The following is a 14,319-nucleotide window of genomic DNA, read 5'->3' as shown; positions in this document are numbered from 1 at the left end:
CCGAAAGGGCACCGTCTGCGCCTCTGTATCGCGGCATCCGTATGAGCCCCCCTCGGCCCACAGGCGGGCACCCCCAGACGGCCTGGTGGGGCGCCCGCCGTCACCCGCTATGCTGGGGCCAATGCGGAAGTTCCTGGCTTTCGGTGACGTTCACGCCGATTTCGACACGCTCTGGTCGGCGCTGCGGGCCGCCAGCTGTGCCGATGGTGCAGGGCAACCCACGCCGCCCGTGCAGGCCGGGCTGTATCAGGTCATCCTGATCGGTGACCTCGTTCACCCCAAAAACGAGCGGGAATACAGCCGCCTGACCGGCCTGCCGCGCTTTGACCCCAAAGACCCCGACCACCTGTTCCTGGCGGCCCGTGAACAGGTCAAGCACCTTGAGCGCCTCAAGGCCTATCAGGCGGCGGCGCCGCACGCCATTCACATCATTCTGGGCAACCACGACGACGCCGTGCTGAACACCAGCTACATGCTGGGCACCAGCGGCGGCCTGATTCACGCTGAGTTTGACCCGGCACACGGCGGCCTGCACCTGCCTGACCACCTGGCCGCCTGGATGCGCACCTTCCCGCGCGAAATCCGGGTAGGCGGCGTGCAGTTTGCCCACGTGTCGCCGCTGCCCGCCCACGCCTATTACGACGACCTGTTCTACGCCGACCACAGTTCCAAGCGCTGGTACCGGGAGTCGCCCGAGTACGTGAAGATGGCCGGGCTGGAGTTCGGCGTCTACGGCCACACCCAGATGGAAGGCGGCATTCTGCTGCCCGAAGATCACCCCTTTGCCATGATTGACGCCCTGCATAAGCGCGAATACCTGGAACTGATGCTGGACTCGGCCCAGGAACATCCGGTGCAGAGCGTGCGCGCCGCCCCGTTCTGAACAGACGAAGCGGCGCCTTCTTGAAGCGTGAGTGCGTGAGCCTGGAGAAGCGCTCCGCACCGGCTGACCCCGCCCGCCTGAGCAGGTCAGAGCAACGATTCATTTGAGCCCAGCGCGCCGCAAGTGTGGCGCGGTTGACAAGGCCGCAGGCCGCCGTTATCCTTAACCCCGCTGCTTTTTGCAGCTTCTTCCAAAGCGTTTGGTCCGGTAGTGTAGCGGTTAGCATATCTGCCTGTCACGCAGAAGGTCGCGGGTTCAAATCCCGTCCGGACCGCCAAGGAAGGCTAGGTAGCTCAGCTGGTAGAGCAAACGACTGAAAATCGTTGGGTCGCCGGTTCAAGTCCGGCCCTGGCCACCAAGAACGCCCCCGCTTACGCGGGGGTTTTTTCTGTTTCCCCCATCGCGCGTTCCAGCGCTGCGTACGCCCCGCCCTGACGGCGCAGCACCTCCGGCGGGCCGTCCTCAACCACCACGCCGCCGCGCAGCACCACCACGCGGTCGGCCGTGCGGGCCAGACTCAGGCGGTGGGTGACCATCAGGGCGGTGCGGCCGCGCATCAGTTCGTTCAGGGCTGCCACCACCTGCGCCTCGCTCTCGGCGTCCACGGCGCTGGTGGGTTCATCCAGCAGCAGGACGGTGGGCCGGGCCAGCAGCGTGCGGGCAATCGAGAGGCGCTGGCGCTGCCCACCCGAGAGCCGCACCCCACGCTCTCCAACCACCGTCTCCAGCCCTTCAGGCAGCGCCTCCACAAACTTCTGGGCGTGGGCCGCCTCCAAAGCAGCCTGAACCTCTTCGTCGGTGGCCTCTGGGCGGGCGTAGCGCACGTTATTGCCCACAGTGTCGTGAAACAGAAAGGTGTCCTGGGCCATCAGGGCGGCGTGGGTGCGCAGGCTGCCCAGCGTCAGCTGGCGCACGTCCACGCCGTCCAGCGTGACGCGGCCGGCCTGCGGATCGTGGGTGCGGGTCAGCAGGCCCAGCAGCGTGCTTTTGCCGGCGCCGGACTCGCCCAGCAGGGCCACGCGCTGACCGGCGGGAATGTGTAGGCTGACGCCGCGCAGCACCGGGCGGGCCGGGTCGTAGCCAAAGGTGACTCCCTCAAAGCGCACCTCGCCGCGCGCCGGCTCAGGCAAAGGCAGAGCGTCTGGGCGCTCCTGCACCGCCACCGGGGCATCCAGCACCTCGAAGACGCGGCCCCCACTGGCCACCGCCCGCTGCAACAGGTCGCCAATGTTCACGAGATCGTCAATAGGGCCGTAGAAATAGCGCCCGTAACCCCGGTAAGCCAGCAGGCCGCCCAGCGTGAATTGCCCCGCCAGAATCAGCCACGCGCCGCCGCCCAGCATGATGACGTTGCCCAGGTTGCCCACAAAGCGGGCGCGCGGAAAGGCGCGGTTACGCAGCCGCACGGCCTTGACCTGTTCGGTGTATAGGGCGCGGCCCAGGGCCTCAATGCGCGCGGTTTCGGCGCCCTCGCGCGCAAAGCCCTGCACCACGCGCATGCCACCCAGGCGGTCGTTCATCAAAGCACTCAGGTCCCCCAGGCGGGCGCGGGCGGCGCGGTAGGCCGGCTGCACTGTGCGGCCGTAGCGCCACAGCATGAGGCCTACCGCCAGCATGGGCAGCGTCGTCAGGACGCCCAGCAGCGGCTGCAGCGCAATAAAAATCCCCACCACCCCCACCAGGCGCAGGGCGTTGGCCAGCACCGCGTCCGTGCCGCGCACCAGCACGTCCCCCAGGGCGTCCACGTCCCCGGTGAGGCGGGCCAGCAGATCGCCCGTGCGCTGGGCTTCAAAGTAAGCCGCCGACTGACCCTGAACTTTGCGGTAAAGCGCCAGGCGCACGTCCAGCATGAACTGCTGCCCGGCACGCTCCAGCAGCAGGCCGCGCCAGGCCGACAGAACCTGTTGCAGCGCGAACACCGCCACCAGCAGCGCCAGCTGCCACCCGATCAATACCCAGTCCCCCGCTGGCAGGCCCTGATCCACCACGCGGATCCAGACCAGCGGCGGGTACAGTTCGGCGGCCACGCTGCCCAGCAGGAGCAGCAGGCCCGCGCCCACCGTGCGGCGGTAGGGCGTCAGCAGCCCGTACAGGCGGCGCAGGACAGAAGGAGACGGCGTGGGCATGGGGGGCAGGCTAGAGGAAAGCAGGTGTGCAGACCGGCGCAACGCCACCTTCTCAAGCTGGGCTTCCAGTCAGCTACACTACAACGTGTCTGATCCTACATTGACGGCCATCCCTGTGCTGCGCCGGGCGCTCTGGACCGGCCTTCTCCTCGTCGTCGTGCCCTTTTTTGCTCATCTGACGTTTGGACACGAAACCCGTTTTGAGGCCACAGGCCGCGAGCCGACACTGGATGGCTGGAAGGTCGATGCCTTAGCCCTCATTCTGGTGCCTCTTGGTTTGATCACCGCTTACCGTGCCCGGCAGCGCTATCTGGACGTGGCTGGGACACTGCAGCGCGACGAGGCCGTCCTGTGGTGGCTGGTGGTGATTGTTGGGGTGTGCAAGCTGCTGACCGCCGTGACCATTCACCGCTGAGCCTCTCCCCTATCCTGAACCCATGACCACCCAGACCCACCCCGATGAACGCATTCCTGTCGTGGTGGTGGGCGGCTTTCTGGGGGCCGGCAAGACCACGCTGGTCAACCACCTGATTCGCAGCCTGCCGCACCGCCTGGGCGTGATTGTCAACGAATTTGGCGCGGCGGGCGTGGACGGCAGCCTGATTGAGCGCCTTCAGGACGACGTGACCGAGCTGACGGCCGGCTGCCTGTGCTGCACGGGGCGCGACGACCTGCTGCGCGCGCTGGTGACCATCGCCATGCGCGAGCACAAACCAGACGCCGTGATCGTTGAACTCTCGGGTGTGGCCGACCCCACCCCGGTTCTGACGACACTGCTGGAGCGCTCGGTGCGTGCGGCCTTTCGCGTCACCACGCTGGTGGCGGTGGTGGACGCCCGCCACGCCCTGCAGACCCTGCGCGACCACCCCGAAGCCGCGCGGCAGCTGGCCTACGCGAATGTGGTGGTGCTGAACAAAACCGATCTGGCAGACCCCGACCTGCTGGCCCACGCCGAGGGCGTGCTGCGCGGTATTAACCCGCTGGCCGAGGTCAAGAAGGTAGAACAGGGCCAGGTCAACGCAGCGGCGCTGCTGGCCCGCGACGACTTTGACCCCCGCGTGCTGGACGGTGTGGACGTACAGGCGGTTCATACTCCGGGTTTGAAGTCATTTACCCTGCGCGCCGCGCGGCCCCTTGACCCCTACGCCTGGCAGCGGTTCATGACTGATTACCTGCTCTCGCGCCCGGCCGAGGTGCTGCGGGCCAAGGGGTTTCTCGACCTGCACGGCTACCCGCAGCGCATCCTGTTTCAGGCGGTGCGCGACCTGTTCACGGCCGACGCCTGGGAAGAGGGCGACGGCACCTCCGAGCTGGTGGTGATTGGGCGCGGGCTGGACCGGGCCGAGTTTGAAGGGGCGTGGGCGGCGTGCCTGACCCCGGACCCCGCCGACCTGATTTCCGACTAAGCCGGGCCATGAACCCCCCTCAACCGGCTTCCCACATGCCGGCGCCGCGCGGGTGCGACGGTAGGGCCAGGAGGTTTCACCCATGCTTCAGCGCCACGCCCCCCCCGCCCACGCCGCCGAAGACCTTCTCAGCAACCACGACACCCTGGAAACGGTGGCCGACCAGTGGCAACTGCTGCTGAAAGCCGCCGAGACGACGCTGCCGCCCGCCGTCGTGAACGCCCTGCACGGCGAGTGGCTGGGTCACCCCATTCACCCCATCCTGATTCATCTGCCGCTGGGCGGCTGGGTGGTGGCGGCGGCGCTGGACCACCTGCCAGCCCGCACGCCGGGGGGCAATGACCACGCTGCCGACCTGGCCCTGACGCTGGGCACCCTGGGCGCTGTGGGCTCGATTGCCACCGGCTGGGCCGACTGGGCCAACACGCGCGGCGAGGCCCGGCGCACGGGCTTCATTCACGGCGCCCTGAACGAAGTCGCCTTTTTCCTGAATGTGGGCTCGCTGCTGGCGCGCAGGAAAGGGAAGCGCGGCCTGGGGAAAGCGCTCTCGGGGGCTGGACTGCTGCTGGCCGGCGCAGGCGGCTTTCTGGGCGGCGAACTGGTGTACCGCCACGGCCTGGGCGTGGGCCAAACGCTGGCGCACCGTCAGGGCTAAGACGGATTCTGTCTGTTCCGATTTGTCAACTCCACGTCTGTCAGCCCGCTCTGCGGAGCAGCTTTGCAAGTCCGCTCGGATGCAACCGTTGTTGCATCCGATTTCATCCGAATCTGCCTGAGAACACCACGGCTCACAGCCTGCGGTTCAGAAGGGACACCGCCGCCGCGCCATCACCACCACGCCGCCCGGCATTCGCGCCGTTCACCCCCAAATGGACGGTGACCGCCTTAGCATGGCTGCATGGCCCTGCACCCCGACCTGAAGTTCCCCACGCCCCACGAACTCGACACCCTGAGCCCAGGGGAACTGGCCGGGCGCATGAACGCGCTGTCGGGCACACTGGGAGCGCGCCTGGGCATCGAATTTACCGAGGTCAGCCGCGAGCGTGTGGTGGCCAGAATGCCGGTGGAAGGGAACCGCCAGCCGGCCGGCCGCCTGCACGGCGGCGCCAACCTCGCCCTGGCCGAGGAGCTGGCCAGCGTCGGCTCGTGGATGAACCTGGACCCCACGCGGCAGGTGGCCGTCGGCGTGGACCTGAACGGCACTCATGTGCGCGGGGTGACCGGCGGCTGGGTCACTGGCGAGGGCACCCTGGCCTACCGGGGGCGCACCGTGCTGGTCTGGGCCATTGAAGTCAAGGATGAGCGGGGCCGCGTGACCAGCCTGGCGCGCTGCACCTGCAACGTGATTGCGGTGGGGGCCTAGCTGACCGGAGGACGTGGGCTGGAGGAAACCCCCGCAGCCCACGTCCTCCGGCCCCACCCTTACTTCCCCAGGGCCCGGCTAAAACTCTGCGCGGCCCGCAGGCGCATGTCTTCAATGGCGGCCTGGTCGGGCAGCACCCGGCGCAGGGCCTCGTCGGCCACGCGGCCAGGGTCCAGGGCGACGGCGTGGGCGGGCGCCCCGGCGTCGGTGCAAAAGCCCTGCACCTTGGGGTCATAGGCAATGCCGGAAAAAGGCGTGCCGCTGGCCGCCGCCAGAATGACGGCGTGCAGGCGCACGCCCACCACGTAGCCGCTGCCCGCAATGGCGTCCAGGGCCACCTGGGGGTCACAGGTGCTGAGCACCTCGTCGGCGCCGAGGCTGTGGGCGGCTTGGTCATCGTGGTCAGGCATAAAACTCAGGGCGGTCACGCGGCGGCCCTCTGCTTGCAGGGCGCGCACCACGTCGCGCAGCCGCTCGGTGGCTTCGGTCACGTCGCCGCGCGGGGCCACGATGACGCGCATGGGGTCACGCCTGAGGCCAGGAGTGGGGGGCAGCAGCAGGGCCGGGTCGCCGCCCAGCTGGGCCTGAACGCCCAGGGCCGCCAGGGTGTCCACGCTGCCCTGGTCGCGCACAATCACCTGCACGCCGCGCAGGGCGGCGGCGACCTTGCGGCCACCCTGCGCGCTGAGGGGACCGACGCTCTGGTTAAACACCACCACGCGGCGGCGCAGCAGCTTGCCCAGCCGGATCACCGCCAAGTAGTAGGTCAGCGTGCGCGCGCTCGTCTTGTCCTGCAAGAGGCCGCCGCCGCCCGAGAGCAGCACCCCCGACCGCACCAGCGCCCCCAGCACCGCTGCCGGCTGCATGCGGGCCTCGCTCTCGCAGCCGTAGGTGCGGGCCGTCTCTTCGGGGGTGTTGGAGAGCAGCAGGGGCGACGCCCCGTATTTGCGCAGTTCGCGGGTGATCGCCAGGGCAATCGCCTCGTCGCCCGTGTTGCCAAAGCCGTAGTAACCGCTGACGGTGACTTTCATGCGCGGGCCTCAGGCTGGGGGCGGCCGCCGTAGGTCTGCCACAGGCGCAGCGCCTGTTTGACCAGCCAGATGATGACCACCCCGGCGGCCAGCCCCGCCGCCAGCCCCAGAAAGCAGCGCTGGGCGCTGATGAGCAGGGGCGTGTGAAAGTGCGAGAAGGTGTTCAGGATACTGGCCTGGCCCACCACCCCGCCCAGAATCAGCAGCGCGCTGAAGTAGCCCGGCAGCACGCCGCTGAGGCCCACCAGCGCCAGCGGATGCCCCGCCAGCTCCTTGAAGCGTGGTCGCACCAGGCTGTCTTGCAGGTCCTGACGGATGCGGGCCTCGGTGTCACTGACGCTGGCCCCGGTCGTGTTGCCCCGGCGCAGGAACACCAGCGCAAACACGGCCAGGCCCAGGCCCATCACCACCACGTCCCCCAACTTGATAGGTGCGTTGTAGATATCCCGCGCCGTCTGCCGCAGGTCCTGGCGGGGCAGGAAGCTCAGGCCCACCAGCACCAGCGGCAGCAGCAGCGTCAGGCCCACGCCCCGGAAGGGTTCCAGACCCAGCACACTGTCCTTGTTGGCCCCCAGCGCCGAGACGAACAGCACGCCGGCCAGGCTCAGGCCCGTCGCCAGAAACCAGTCGGTGACCCGGTGGCGCCGCAGCACCAGCCCCAGCGCCGGGAAGGTGACGGCCGCCACCAGGGCCGCGCTGGCAAAGGGGTCCAGCTTGTTCAGGGCGAAGGCCAGCGCCGCCGACCCCGCCGCCACCAGCAGCCCCAGCCGCATCAGGGGAAAACTGAGGCCCAGCAGCAGCAGCGCCGCCAGCGGTCCCACCAGGCTCAGCAGGCGCAGCGCCGTGTTGTCCTGAAAGGGCGCGATCACGGGCTCGGTGATCCGCACGCCCGACCGGCCCAGCAATTCGGTGGTGCGGGCCAGCAGGGCCTCGGTTTCGCCAATCGTGGGATAGGGGCGCAGGTACAGCAGGCGCATGGAGCGCTCGCGGGCGGCGAGGTTGTACTTGCTGGCCAGGGTCAGAGGGTCCAGGCGGTTTTGCCAGCTGGGGTTGACGCTGAAGGTGCGCGCCGCGCCGCGCCCGGCAATCAGGGTGTCCAGGCCGCGCTGGGGCGTGGCCTCAATCAGGGCGGGCAGGCGCGTGCCCAGCCGCTCGTTGATCTTACTCAGCAGTTCGGGGGTGCGCGCGCCAATCACCTCGTCGCCGTTAAACAGGATGAATGGCACGTCGGGCCAGTCGGCGCCCGGTTCGCGCAGGGCGTCGTCGGCATAGGGCCGGTACACCACGGTCAGCCCTTTGGCCTTCAGGCGCGCCAGCAGCTCCGTGTTGGGGCCAGTGGGCAGGAAGGTGGGATCGGTGGGCCACTCCACCCAGGTTTGCCCCGCCGCCTGCACAGTGCGGGTGGGAATGGTGTAGCGCGCCGGGAGCGCCTCGGCCGCGCCGGGCTTCACCGAGCGCAGGTAGACGTTCTGCGCCTTGACCGGCGCGCCGGGCACATCGGCCAGCAGGTCGGCGCCGGTTTTCAGGACGATCTCGCCGCGCTGCACCAGACTGCCCACCACGTCCTCGTAGAGCGCCACGCCGTTGACGCCCAGCCGCTGATACCGCTCCAGCAGGGCTTCCGGTTCCAGGCCAAAGCGGCGGGCCTGGGCGGTGACCGCCGGGTAGTCCATCACCAGGGCGGCCGTCTTCTGCGACTGCTCGTAACTGACCCGCTGAAAGGCCAGCACAAAGGCGGGAATCAGCGACAGCAGGATGAGGCCCAGCAGCGCGGGCGTCCAGGGGTGCCGCGTGGCGGGCGGCAGGGCCACGCCGGAAGGCAGCGCAGCGTCGGGGCGGGTGGGGGCGGGCTGGGTCACAGGCACATCCTAAAGGGCGGGTGAAGTGGGGGCGGGGCAAGGCGGACAGGGGGCATGACAGGTCAGCATGCCCGCCGGGGCTGCGCGTAGGCGTCCTCCGAAAGAAAGGGGCAGGACAGGAGGAGAGAACATCTGGGCTGGGCAATCTGGTCAGCCCACCTAACTTTGGGGAAGCGCGGCGCCAGACCTCAACAGACCTGAAGGGCGACACTGTTGGCAGTGAGCGAACCCCCTCGGACCAGAGTTTTTCCTACTGCCCACTCCCCACTTCCTCCTGTCCACACCCCTAAATCGTCGTGCGGATGCGCGCGGCGAGCATGTCCAGGGCGGGCTCGTTCATGCCGCCGTGGGGAATAATCACGTCGGCGTAGCGCTTGGTGGGTTCCACGAAACTCAGGTGCATGGGGCGCACGTATTCCAGGTACTGCTCGATGACGCTTTGCGGGGTGCGGCCCCGCTCCTGGGTGTCACGCAGCAGGCGGCGGATAAACCGCACGTCGGCGTCGGCGTCCACAAAGACCTTGAGGTGCATGCGCTCGCGCAGCCCCTCGTCGTACAGGGCAAAAAAGCCCTCCAGCACCACCACGGGCGCGGGCAGCACGGGGGTCGTCTGCGCCGAGCGGGTGTGCTGGGTAAAGTCGTATTCCGGCATGGCGATAGGCACGCCCGAGAGCAGGGCGTCCACATGCTCGCGCAGCAGCGCCCAGTCGAAGGCCGCCGGGTGGTCGTAGTTGGTCTTCAGGCGGGTCTCGAAGGGAATCTCGTCCTGGTTGCGGTAATAGTTGTCCTGGCTCAGCACCGCCACGCCGCCGCCGCCCACCGTCTCGATCACGCGGCGGGTCACGGTGGTCTTGCCGCTGCCCGAGCCGCCCGCCACACCGATCACAAAGGGCAGGCTCACGCGCGGCCTCCCCGGCCCTGACCGGCGCCCAGCGAGCCGATCAGGTCAATGCGCCGCTCCGCCATGCGGCGGGCCACCACATGGGGAGCCTTGCCGTACTGCTCAGCCGCCTGCGTGATGCGCCCCACCGTCTGGTAGACCCGCTCGGCGGCCTGGTTCATGTCCAGCCCCGTGGCGGCGGCAATCAGCCCCGCCGAATTGATAGCGAAATCCGGCAGGTACACGATGCCCGCCTCTTTGACCGCCGCCTCGCCCCGGCGGGTCAAGGGATGGTGTTCGCCGCCCGCAATCAGGCGGCACTGCAAGCGGGGCACGTCCTCGCTGCGGATGGAATGGCCGTAGCCGCACGGCGCCAGAATGTCGCAGGGGGTGTCCAGCAGTTCGTGGGCGCCCACCACCTTGATGCCTTCCAGGTCTTCAGCCAGGGCCTCGGCGCGGTCAGGGCGCTCATCGGCCACGGTCAGGCGGGCGCCCTCGCGGTGCAGGTGCGCGGCCAGAGTGCGGCCCACCGCCCCCACGCCCAGAATCGCCACGCGCACGCCGCGCATGCTCTCGGAGCCCAGCGCAAAGCGCGCGGCGGCCTTCATGCCCCGGTAGACGCCGTAACCCGTGACCGAACTGGTGTCGGTGTTCATGCCCAGCGTCGAGCCGGTTTCCTGCGCCACAAACGAGATATCGGCGGGACTGACGCCAATGTCCTCGGTCAGCACCACGCGCGACTCCATGGGGCGGACCTGGCGGCCCAGCGCCCGGAACAGGGCCTCGCGGGCGTGAGGGTCGTCCATGCCGCATTCAGGGGTCATCAGGACGCAGGCGCCGCCGCCGTAGTTCAGGCCTGCCAGGGCCGCTTTCAGGGTCAGGCTTTCCGACAGCGCCAGGGCGCCGCGCACCGCCAGGTCCTCGTCCTGCTCGCGCAGTCTCACGCCCGCGATGGCCGGCCCCAGCACCGTCGAATGCACCGCCAGCGCGGCGCGCAGGCCGCTGGGGGCATGGTGAAGCAGCGTCAGGGCCTCGTGACCGCGCGACCCCATCTCTTCAAGTATCTGCATAAATGGCTTCTCCTGTGGCCGCGCCCGGCGCCTGCGGGGCAGGGGACGCGCCAACCAGAAAGCAGCCTAGCACCCGTGCCCCGCAGGCGACAGGGACGGGATTCCCCAGGCCTGCGCCCCAGGTGAACGCCGCATGAAAGAACGCTGTCAGAGGCCAGGCGGCACCCTAACGGGCATGCTGATGTTGGAAGCGCGACCAGTGCTGGTGCCCGTGTGGGGCGCCTGCGCCGCGTGCCCGTCGCCGCGTCCCGTACAATGGGCCGCACAAAGGGGGAACTGAATGGAACGGATTGCGCCGCTTGCCCAGGTGCTGGCAGAAGCGAACGGGATTGACTGGCAGAGGATTCAAGGCTCCGGAGCCGGCGGTCAGATCGTCGAACAGGACATTCTGAACTACCTGTCGCGTGTGATGTCCGGCGAGGAAGATCCGCCCGATACCCCGGTGGACCTGCCGCCGCCCGACTGGAACGGCGAGGAAGTGCCCAGCGCCGCCATACTGAACCAGGCTGGCATGAACGCCGACATGCTCAGCCGCGCGGGCGTGGACACCGACCTGACGGCCTTTGTGGAGCAGACCCGCACCGCTTCCCCCGAGGTGCCGGCCACCCCCGCCCCCAGCAATCTGGACGAGGACACCGAGTTCGAGCTGGACGACGAGCCCGAAGTGGCGCCCGCCCCTGTTGCCGCCGCTCCGGTGCCGACTCCCCCTGTGCCCGAGCCCGTGGTGACCCCTACCCCCGAGCCGGTCATGCCTGCGGCGGCGGCCCCCATGCCCGAGCCCACCCCGGCGCCCGTGACCCCACCCCCGGCGGCGCCTGCGGCCCCGGCCGGTGGCCTGAGCAGCCTGCTCTCGCGCCTGTACCAGAAGCCGGCCCAGCCCGAAGCGGCGCCGGCCCCCGCGCCCACCCCCATGCCCGAGCCGGTGGCCACCCCCGTGGCGGCCCAACCCGAGCTGGTGCCGACCCCAGTGCAGCCAGAACCCGTGCAGCCAGAAGTGGTGGCGCAGCCCGAGCCGACTCCCGTGTCCGAGCCCACCCCTCTGCCCGAGCCCGTCGCCGCGCAGGCCGAACCTGCCGCCGAACCCGTGCAGCCCGAGCCCACCCCGGAACCCGTGGTGGCCGAGCCAGAGCCCGTGGCACCCACACCCGAGCCCGAGCCGGCTCAGCCGGAAGTGGCCGCGCCGCCTGAGCCGGCTGTGGTCCCCACGCCCGCTGCCCCCATGCCTGCCGCGCCGGTGCCGGTTCAGACCCCAGCTGCACCCGCTCAGGCCCCCACTGGCGGCGTGTGGTTCGGCACCTACCTGCGCCGGGGCGCAGACGTGGCCGCCCTGTACGACCTGCGCGACCAGGTCAGCCGCGCGCTCTCGCAGGAGCTGCCGCTGGGTCTGCTGGTCGCCCGCGCCGCGCAGCGCCACGCCGACACCCTGGGCCTGAGCAGCGTGGCACTGGACGGACAGGGCCGCACGCACACCGTGGGCAGCGGCAGCCTGCGCGACGCCATGACGGCGCTGGACACCAACTTTGACGGCACGCCCGACCTGCTGGTCGTGGACGCCGCCGCCCTGGATCTCGACGACCTGCACTACCCGCAGACCGTGACCCTCAGCGTGGGCCGCACCGAGAACGGCCGCGCCACCCTGAGCCTGAACGGCGACGTAGAAACGGCACGCGCCGCGCAGTTCCTGGCGCAGGTGGCCGGCACTCTGGAACAGCCCATTCTGCTCGTGCTGTAAAGCAAATCGAGAAGGCGGCGGACGTGAAGCTCACGTCCGCCGCCTTCTTATGAATTTCCCCTGGCACGTCCTCCGACCTGCTGGCGTTAAAGAATGGTCATGGCTTTTGCCCTTAGGTCAGGCCGCCGCTCCTCTCTGGGAGTGCTCGGGCACACGCCTGCCTGCTGCACCGGGATAGAGAAAGATTGAGGAGCTGCCTCACCTCTTCTTCCCCTTTCACCCTCAGTTCAAGCCAGGAACGTAGCCTGCCACCTCGGCCAGCAGGTCGCGGGCGGTCAGGTCAATGCGCACGGGGGTCACGCTGATAAACCCGGCCTGAACCGCGCCGTAATCGGTGTCCTCGTCGTGGGCGTCGGCGGCGCGGCTGGTGCCGGCAACCCAGTGGTACTCCCGGCCCTCGGGGTCAGCACGCGTCACGATGGCGTCTTCCCAGCGGTGTTCGCCCACGCGGGTTACGCGCACACCCCGGGGAACACCGTGCGGAAAATTGACGTTCAGCAGCGTCCGGGGCGGCAGGCCGCGCGCCAGCACCTGCTGCGCCAGCCGGGCGGCGTACTCGGCGCTGCGGCCAAAGTCGTACTCGCCGCCTGGCGTGGCCTGCTGGCTGAAGGCAATAGCCGGCACCCCCAGCGTCATGCCCTCAATGGCGGCGGCCACCGTCCCAGAGTGGGTCAGGTCGTCGCCCAGGTTGGGCCCCAGGTTGATGCCGCTCACCACAAGGTCCGGCAGGCCAGTCAGGTGTACGCCCAGCACCACGCAGTCGGCCGGGGTGCCGTCTACCCGGTGGGCCGGCACCTCGCCAAATCCGGCGGCGGCCGTGTGTTTGAAGCGCAGCGGGCGCCGGATAGTGATGCCGTGGCCAACCGCACTCTGCTCAACATCGGGGGCGCTGACCACCACATCGGCAAAAGTCGCCATCGCCAGGCCCAGTGCCTTGATGCCGGGGCTGAAAATGCCGTCGTCGTTGGCCACCAGCACGGTGGGCCGGTCTGCCTGTCGCTTGTGTGCTGCCATACCGCAGCCTAGCGCGGGCGCTTCAGTCGCGGCAGAGGACGTTGTGCTGAGCAGAGCGAGTGGTGTGCTGCTGCCATTGAAGCTCAGGCAGAGCACCACGAAAAGCGCAGAGACTCATGCTCAGGCGAGTAGGCCTCCGCCTCCCCCCAACGCCTTGAACTACTGCCCCGGTGTATGCACCTGCACCGGACCACTGCCCCAGATCAGGTTCACCGTGACCTTGTGCTTGGCCGTGGCGTAATTAGAAGTCTGATAGGTGCCGCTCAGGCTCTCCCCTACCGCCAGGGTCCTCCTCTCCATGGTCAGCGCACCGGATTGAAAGCGGTTCACGACCAGCTTGAGGCCCGTGTTCTGGGGCACATGGAGGTCCAGACTGCCGCTTTCCTGCCGCACCTGAGCCGTCAAAGACGCTCCTGGAAGCTGAATGTCTACCGGCCCCGATCCCATCTTCACGTTCAGCCGGGTCAGGGGCAAGCCGCGCAAGTTCAGGTCCTGGCTTCCAGATTCCTGGGTGACATTAAGGGCCAGCGGCAGTTTGGGACTCAGGCCCACGTCCCAGGCGCCTGAGGTCTGGCGCGCACCCACATACGCCACCCCGTTTTTAACAGTCGGCTTCTGGCTGCCCAGGGTTGCACTCACCGCATTACTGAGGGCTGCTGTGAAAATGCCGCTGCCAAAGGTCAGGGTGACATCCACGGCGCGGTAGGTCTGCGCCGCAGCCAGACCAGTCAGAAAAAACGAGAGCAACACGGGAGCGCGCATGAAACCTCCAAGGACAGGGGATGAGGGCAGAACTGAACTGCGGTCATCCTCAAGTCGCCGCATGACGCCTCTATGAGCAGCACCCCAAGCAGAAGACATAAAGAGGCTTTCCACTCCACCCAAAGCCCAACCTTTTCCAGCCTCAAAAGGACGATCCAGACGGGTTAGTCTGTCTTGACCCAGCTACGGACTA

At 68.6% G+C, this 14,319-nt stretch carries 13 protein-coding genes and 2 tRNA genes; 8 read left to right on the top strand and 7 right to left on the bottom strand.

The annotated features are described in order from the left end of the window. Positions 1 to 121: 121 nt before the first annotated feature. From GO986_RS19840 to GO986_RS19830, 3 genes are all read left to right on the top strand, one after another. Entirely contained in the window at positions 122 to 883 is a 762-nt protein-coding gene (locus GO986_RS19840) for a metallophosphoesterase (protein ID WP_157461255.1), read from the top strand. 201 nt (positions 884 to 1,084) lie between these two features. Continuing rightward, positions 1,085 to 1,160, top strand: a tRNA-Asp gene (locus tag GO986_RS19835). Between the two features lie 5 nt (positions 1,161 to 1,165). Further along, a tRNA-Phe gene (locus GO986_RS19830) sits at positions 1,166 to 1,241 on the top strand. A gap of 13 nt (positions 1,242 to 1,254) precedes the next feature. Here the strand turns inward: GO986_RS19830 and GO986_RS19825 are convergent. Then, the gene (locus GO986_RS19825; protein ID WP_157461254.1) at positions 1,255 to 3,009 is read right to left on the bottom strand and encodes an ABC transporter ATP-binding protein; all 1,755 of its coding nucleotides are present in this window, start codon (positions 3,007 to 3,009) and stop codon (positions 1,255 to 1,257) included. Between the two features lie 85 nt (positions 3,010 to 3,094). Between GO986_RS19825 and GO986_RS19820 the strand changes: the two genes are divergently transcribed. From GO986_RS19820 to GO986_RS19805, 4 genes are all read left to right on the top strand, one after another. Then, entirely contained in the window at positions 3,095 to 3,424 is a 330-nt protein-coding gene (locus tag GO986_RS19820) for a hypothetical protein (RefSeq protein WP_157461253.1), read from the top strand. 22 nt (positions 3,425 to 3,446) lie between these two features. Next, positions 3,447 to 4,415, top strand: coding sequence for a CobW family GTP-binding protein (locus GO986_RS19815; protein ID WP_157461252.1), 969 nt, complete (start codon positions 3,447 to 3,449; stop codon positions 4,413 to 4,415). A gap of 82 nt (positions 4,416 to 4,497) precedes the next feature. Then, positions 4,498 to 5,070 carry a DUF2231 domain-containing protein gene (locus tag GO986_RS19810; RefSeq protein WP_157461251.1) on the top strand — a complete coding sequence of 191 codons (573 nt, stop codon included), beginning with the start codon at positions 4,498 to 4,500 and terminating at the stop codon, positions 5,068 to 5,070. A 243-nt stretch (positions 5,071 to 5,313) separates the two neighbouring features. Next, a complete protein-coding gene (locus GO986_RS19805) occupies positions 5,314 to 5,778 on the top strand; it encodes a PaaI family thioesterase (protein ID WP_157461250.1) in 465 nt (154 codons plus the stop codon). A gap of 59 nt (positions 5,779 to 5,837) precedes the next feature. Here the strand turns inward: GO986_RS19805 and csaB are convergent, their stop codons facing one another. The 4 genes from csaB to GO986_RS19785 all read right to left on the bottom strand — a co-directional run bounded on the left by csaB (position 5,838) and on the right by GO986_RS19785 (position 10,618). Further along, positions 5,838 to 6,809 carry a polysaccharide pyruvyl transferase CsaB gene (csaB, locus tag GO986_RS19800; RefSeq protein ID WP_157461249.1) on the bottom strand — a complete coding sequence of 324 codons (972 nt, stop codon included), beginning with the start codon at positions 6,807 to 6,809 and terminating at the stop codon, positions 5,838 to 5,840. Continuing rightward, a complete protein-coding gene (locus tag GO986_RS19795; protein ID WP_439648721.1) occupies positions 6,806 to 8,668 on the bottom strand; it encodes a DUF5693 family protein in 1,863 nt (620 codons plus the stop codon). Before GO986_RS19795 ends, csaB begins: the two co-directional genes overlap by 4 nt. Before the next feature lie 286 nt (positions 8,669 to 8,954). After that, complete coding sequence (gene udk / locus GO986_RS19790) at positions 8,955 to 9,569, bottom strand: uridine kinase (protein ID WP_224576114.1); 615 nt, start codon at positions 9,567 to 9,569, stop codon at positions 8,955 to 8,957. Beyond that, the gene (locus GO986_RS19785; RefSeq protein ID WP_157461248.1) at positions 9,566 to 10,618 is read right to left on the bottom strand and encodes a Glu/Leu/Phe/Val dehydrogenase family protein; all 1,053 of its coding nucleotides are present in this window, start codon (positions 10,616 to 10,618) and stop codon (positions 9,566 to 9,568) included. The genes udk and GO986_RS19785 overlap by 4 nt, the downstream gene beginning before the upstream one ends. Positions 10,619 to 10,898: 280 nt before the next feature. Between GO986_RS19785 and GO986_RS19780 the strand changes: the two genes are divergently transcribed. Further along, entirely contained in the window at positions 10,899 to 12,350 is a 1,452-nt protein-coding gene (locus GO986_RS19780) for an E3 binding domain-containing protein (RefSeq protein ID WP_157461247.1), read from the top strand. A gap of 222 nt (positions 12,351 to 12,572) precedes the next feature. Here GO986_RS19780 and surE read toward each other — a convergent pair whose 3' ends face one another. Beyond that, a complete protein-coding gene (surE, locus tag GO986_RS19775; protein WP_157461246.1) occupies positions 12,573 to 13,364 on the bottom strand; it encodes a 5'/3'-nucleotidase SurE in 792 nt (263 codons plus the stop codon). Positions 13,365 to 13,523: 159 nt separating this feature from the next. Continuing rightward, positions 13,524 to 14,126 carry a toast rack family protein gene (locus GO986_RS19770; RefSeq protein ID WP_157461245.1) on the bottom strand — a complete coding sequence of 201 codons (603 nt, stop codon included), beginning with the start codon at positions 14,124 to 14,126 and terminating at the stop codon, positions 13,524 to 13,526. Positions 14,127 to 14,319: the final 193 nt, after the last annotated feature.

It is taken from the genome of Deinococcus arboris, assembly GCF_009755355.1.
Lineage (GTDB): Bacteria > Deinococcota > Deinococci > Deinococcales > Deinococcaceae > Deinococcus > Deinococcus betulae.
Note: the sequence above shows the minus strand (reverse complement) of the source record. Positions and strands in the feature narration are given on the sequence as shown.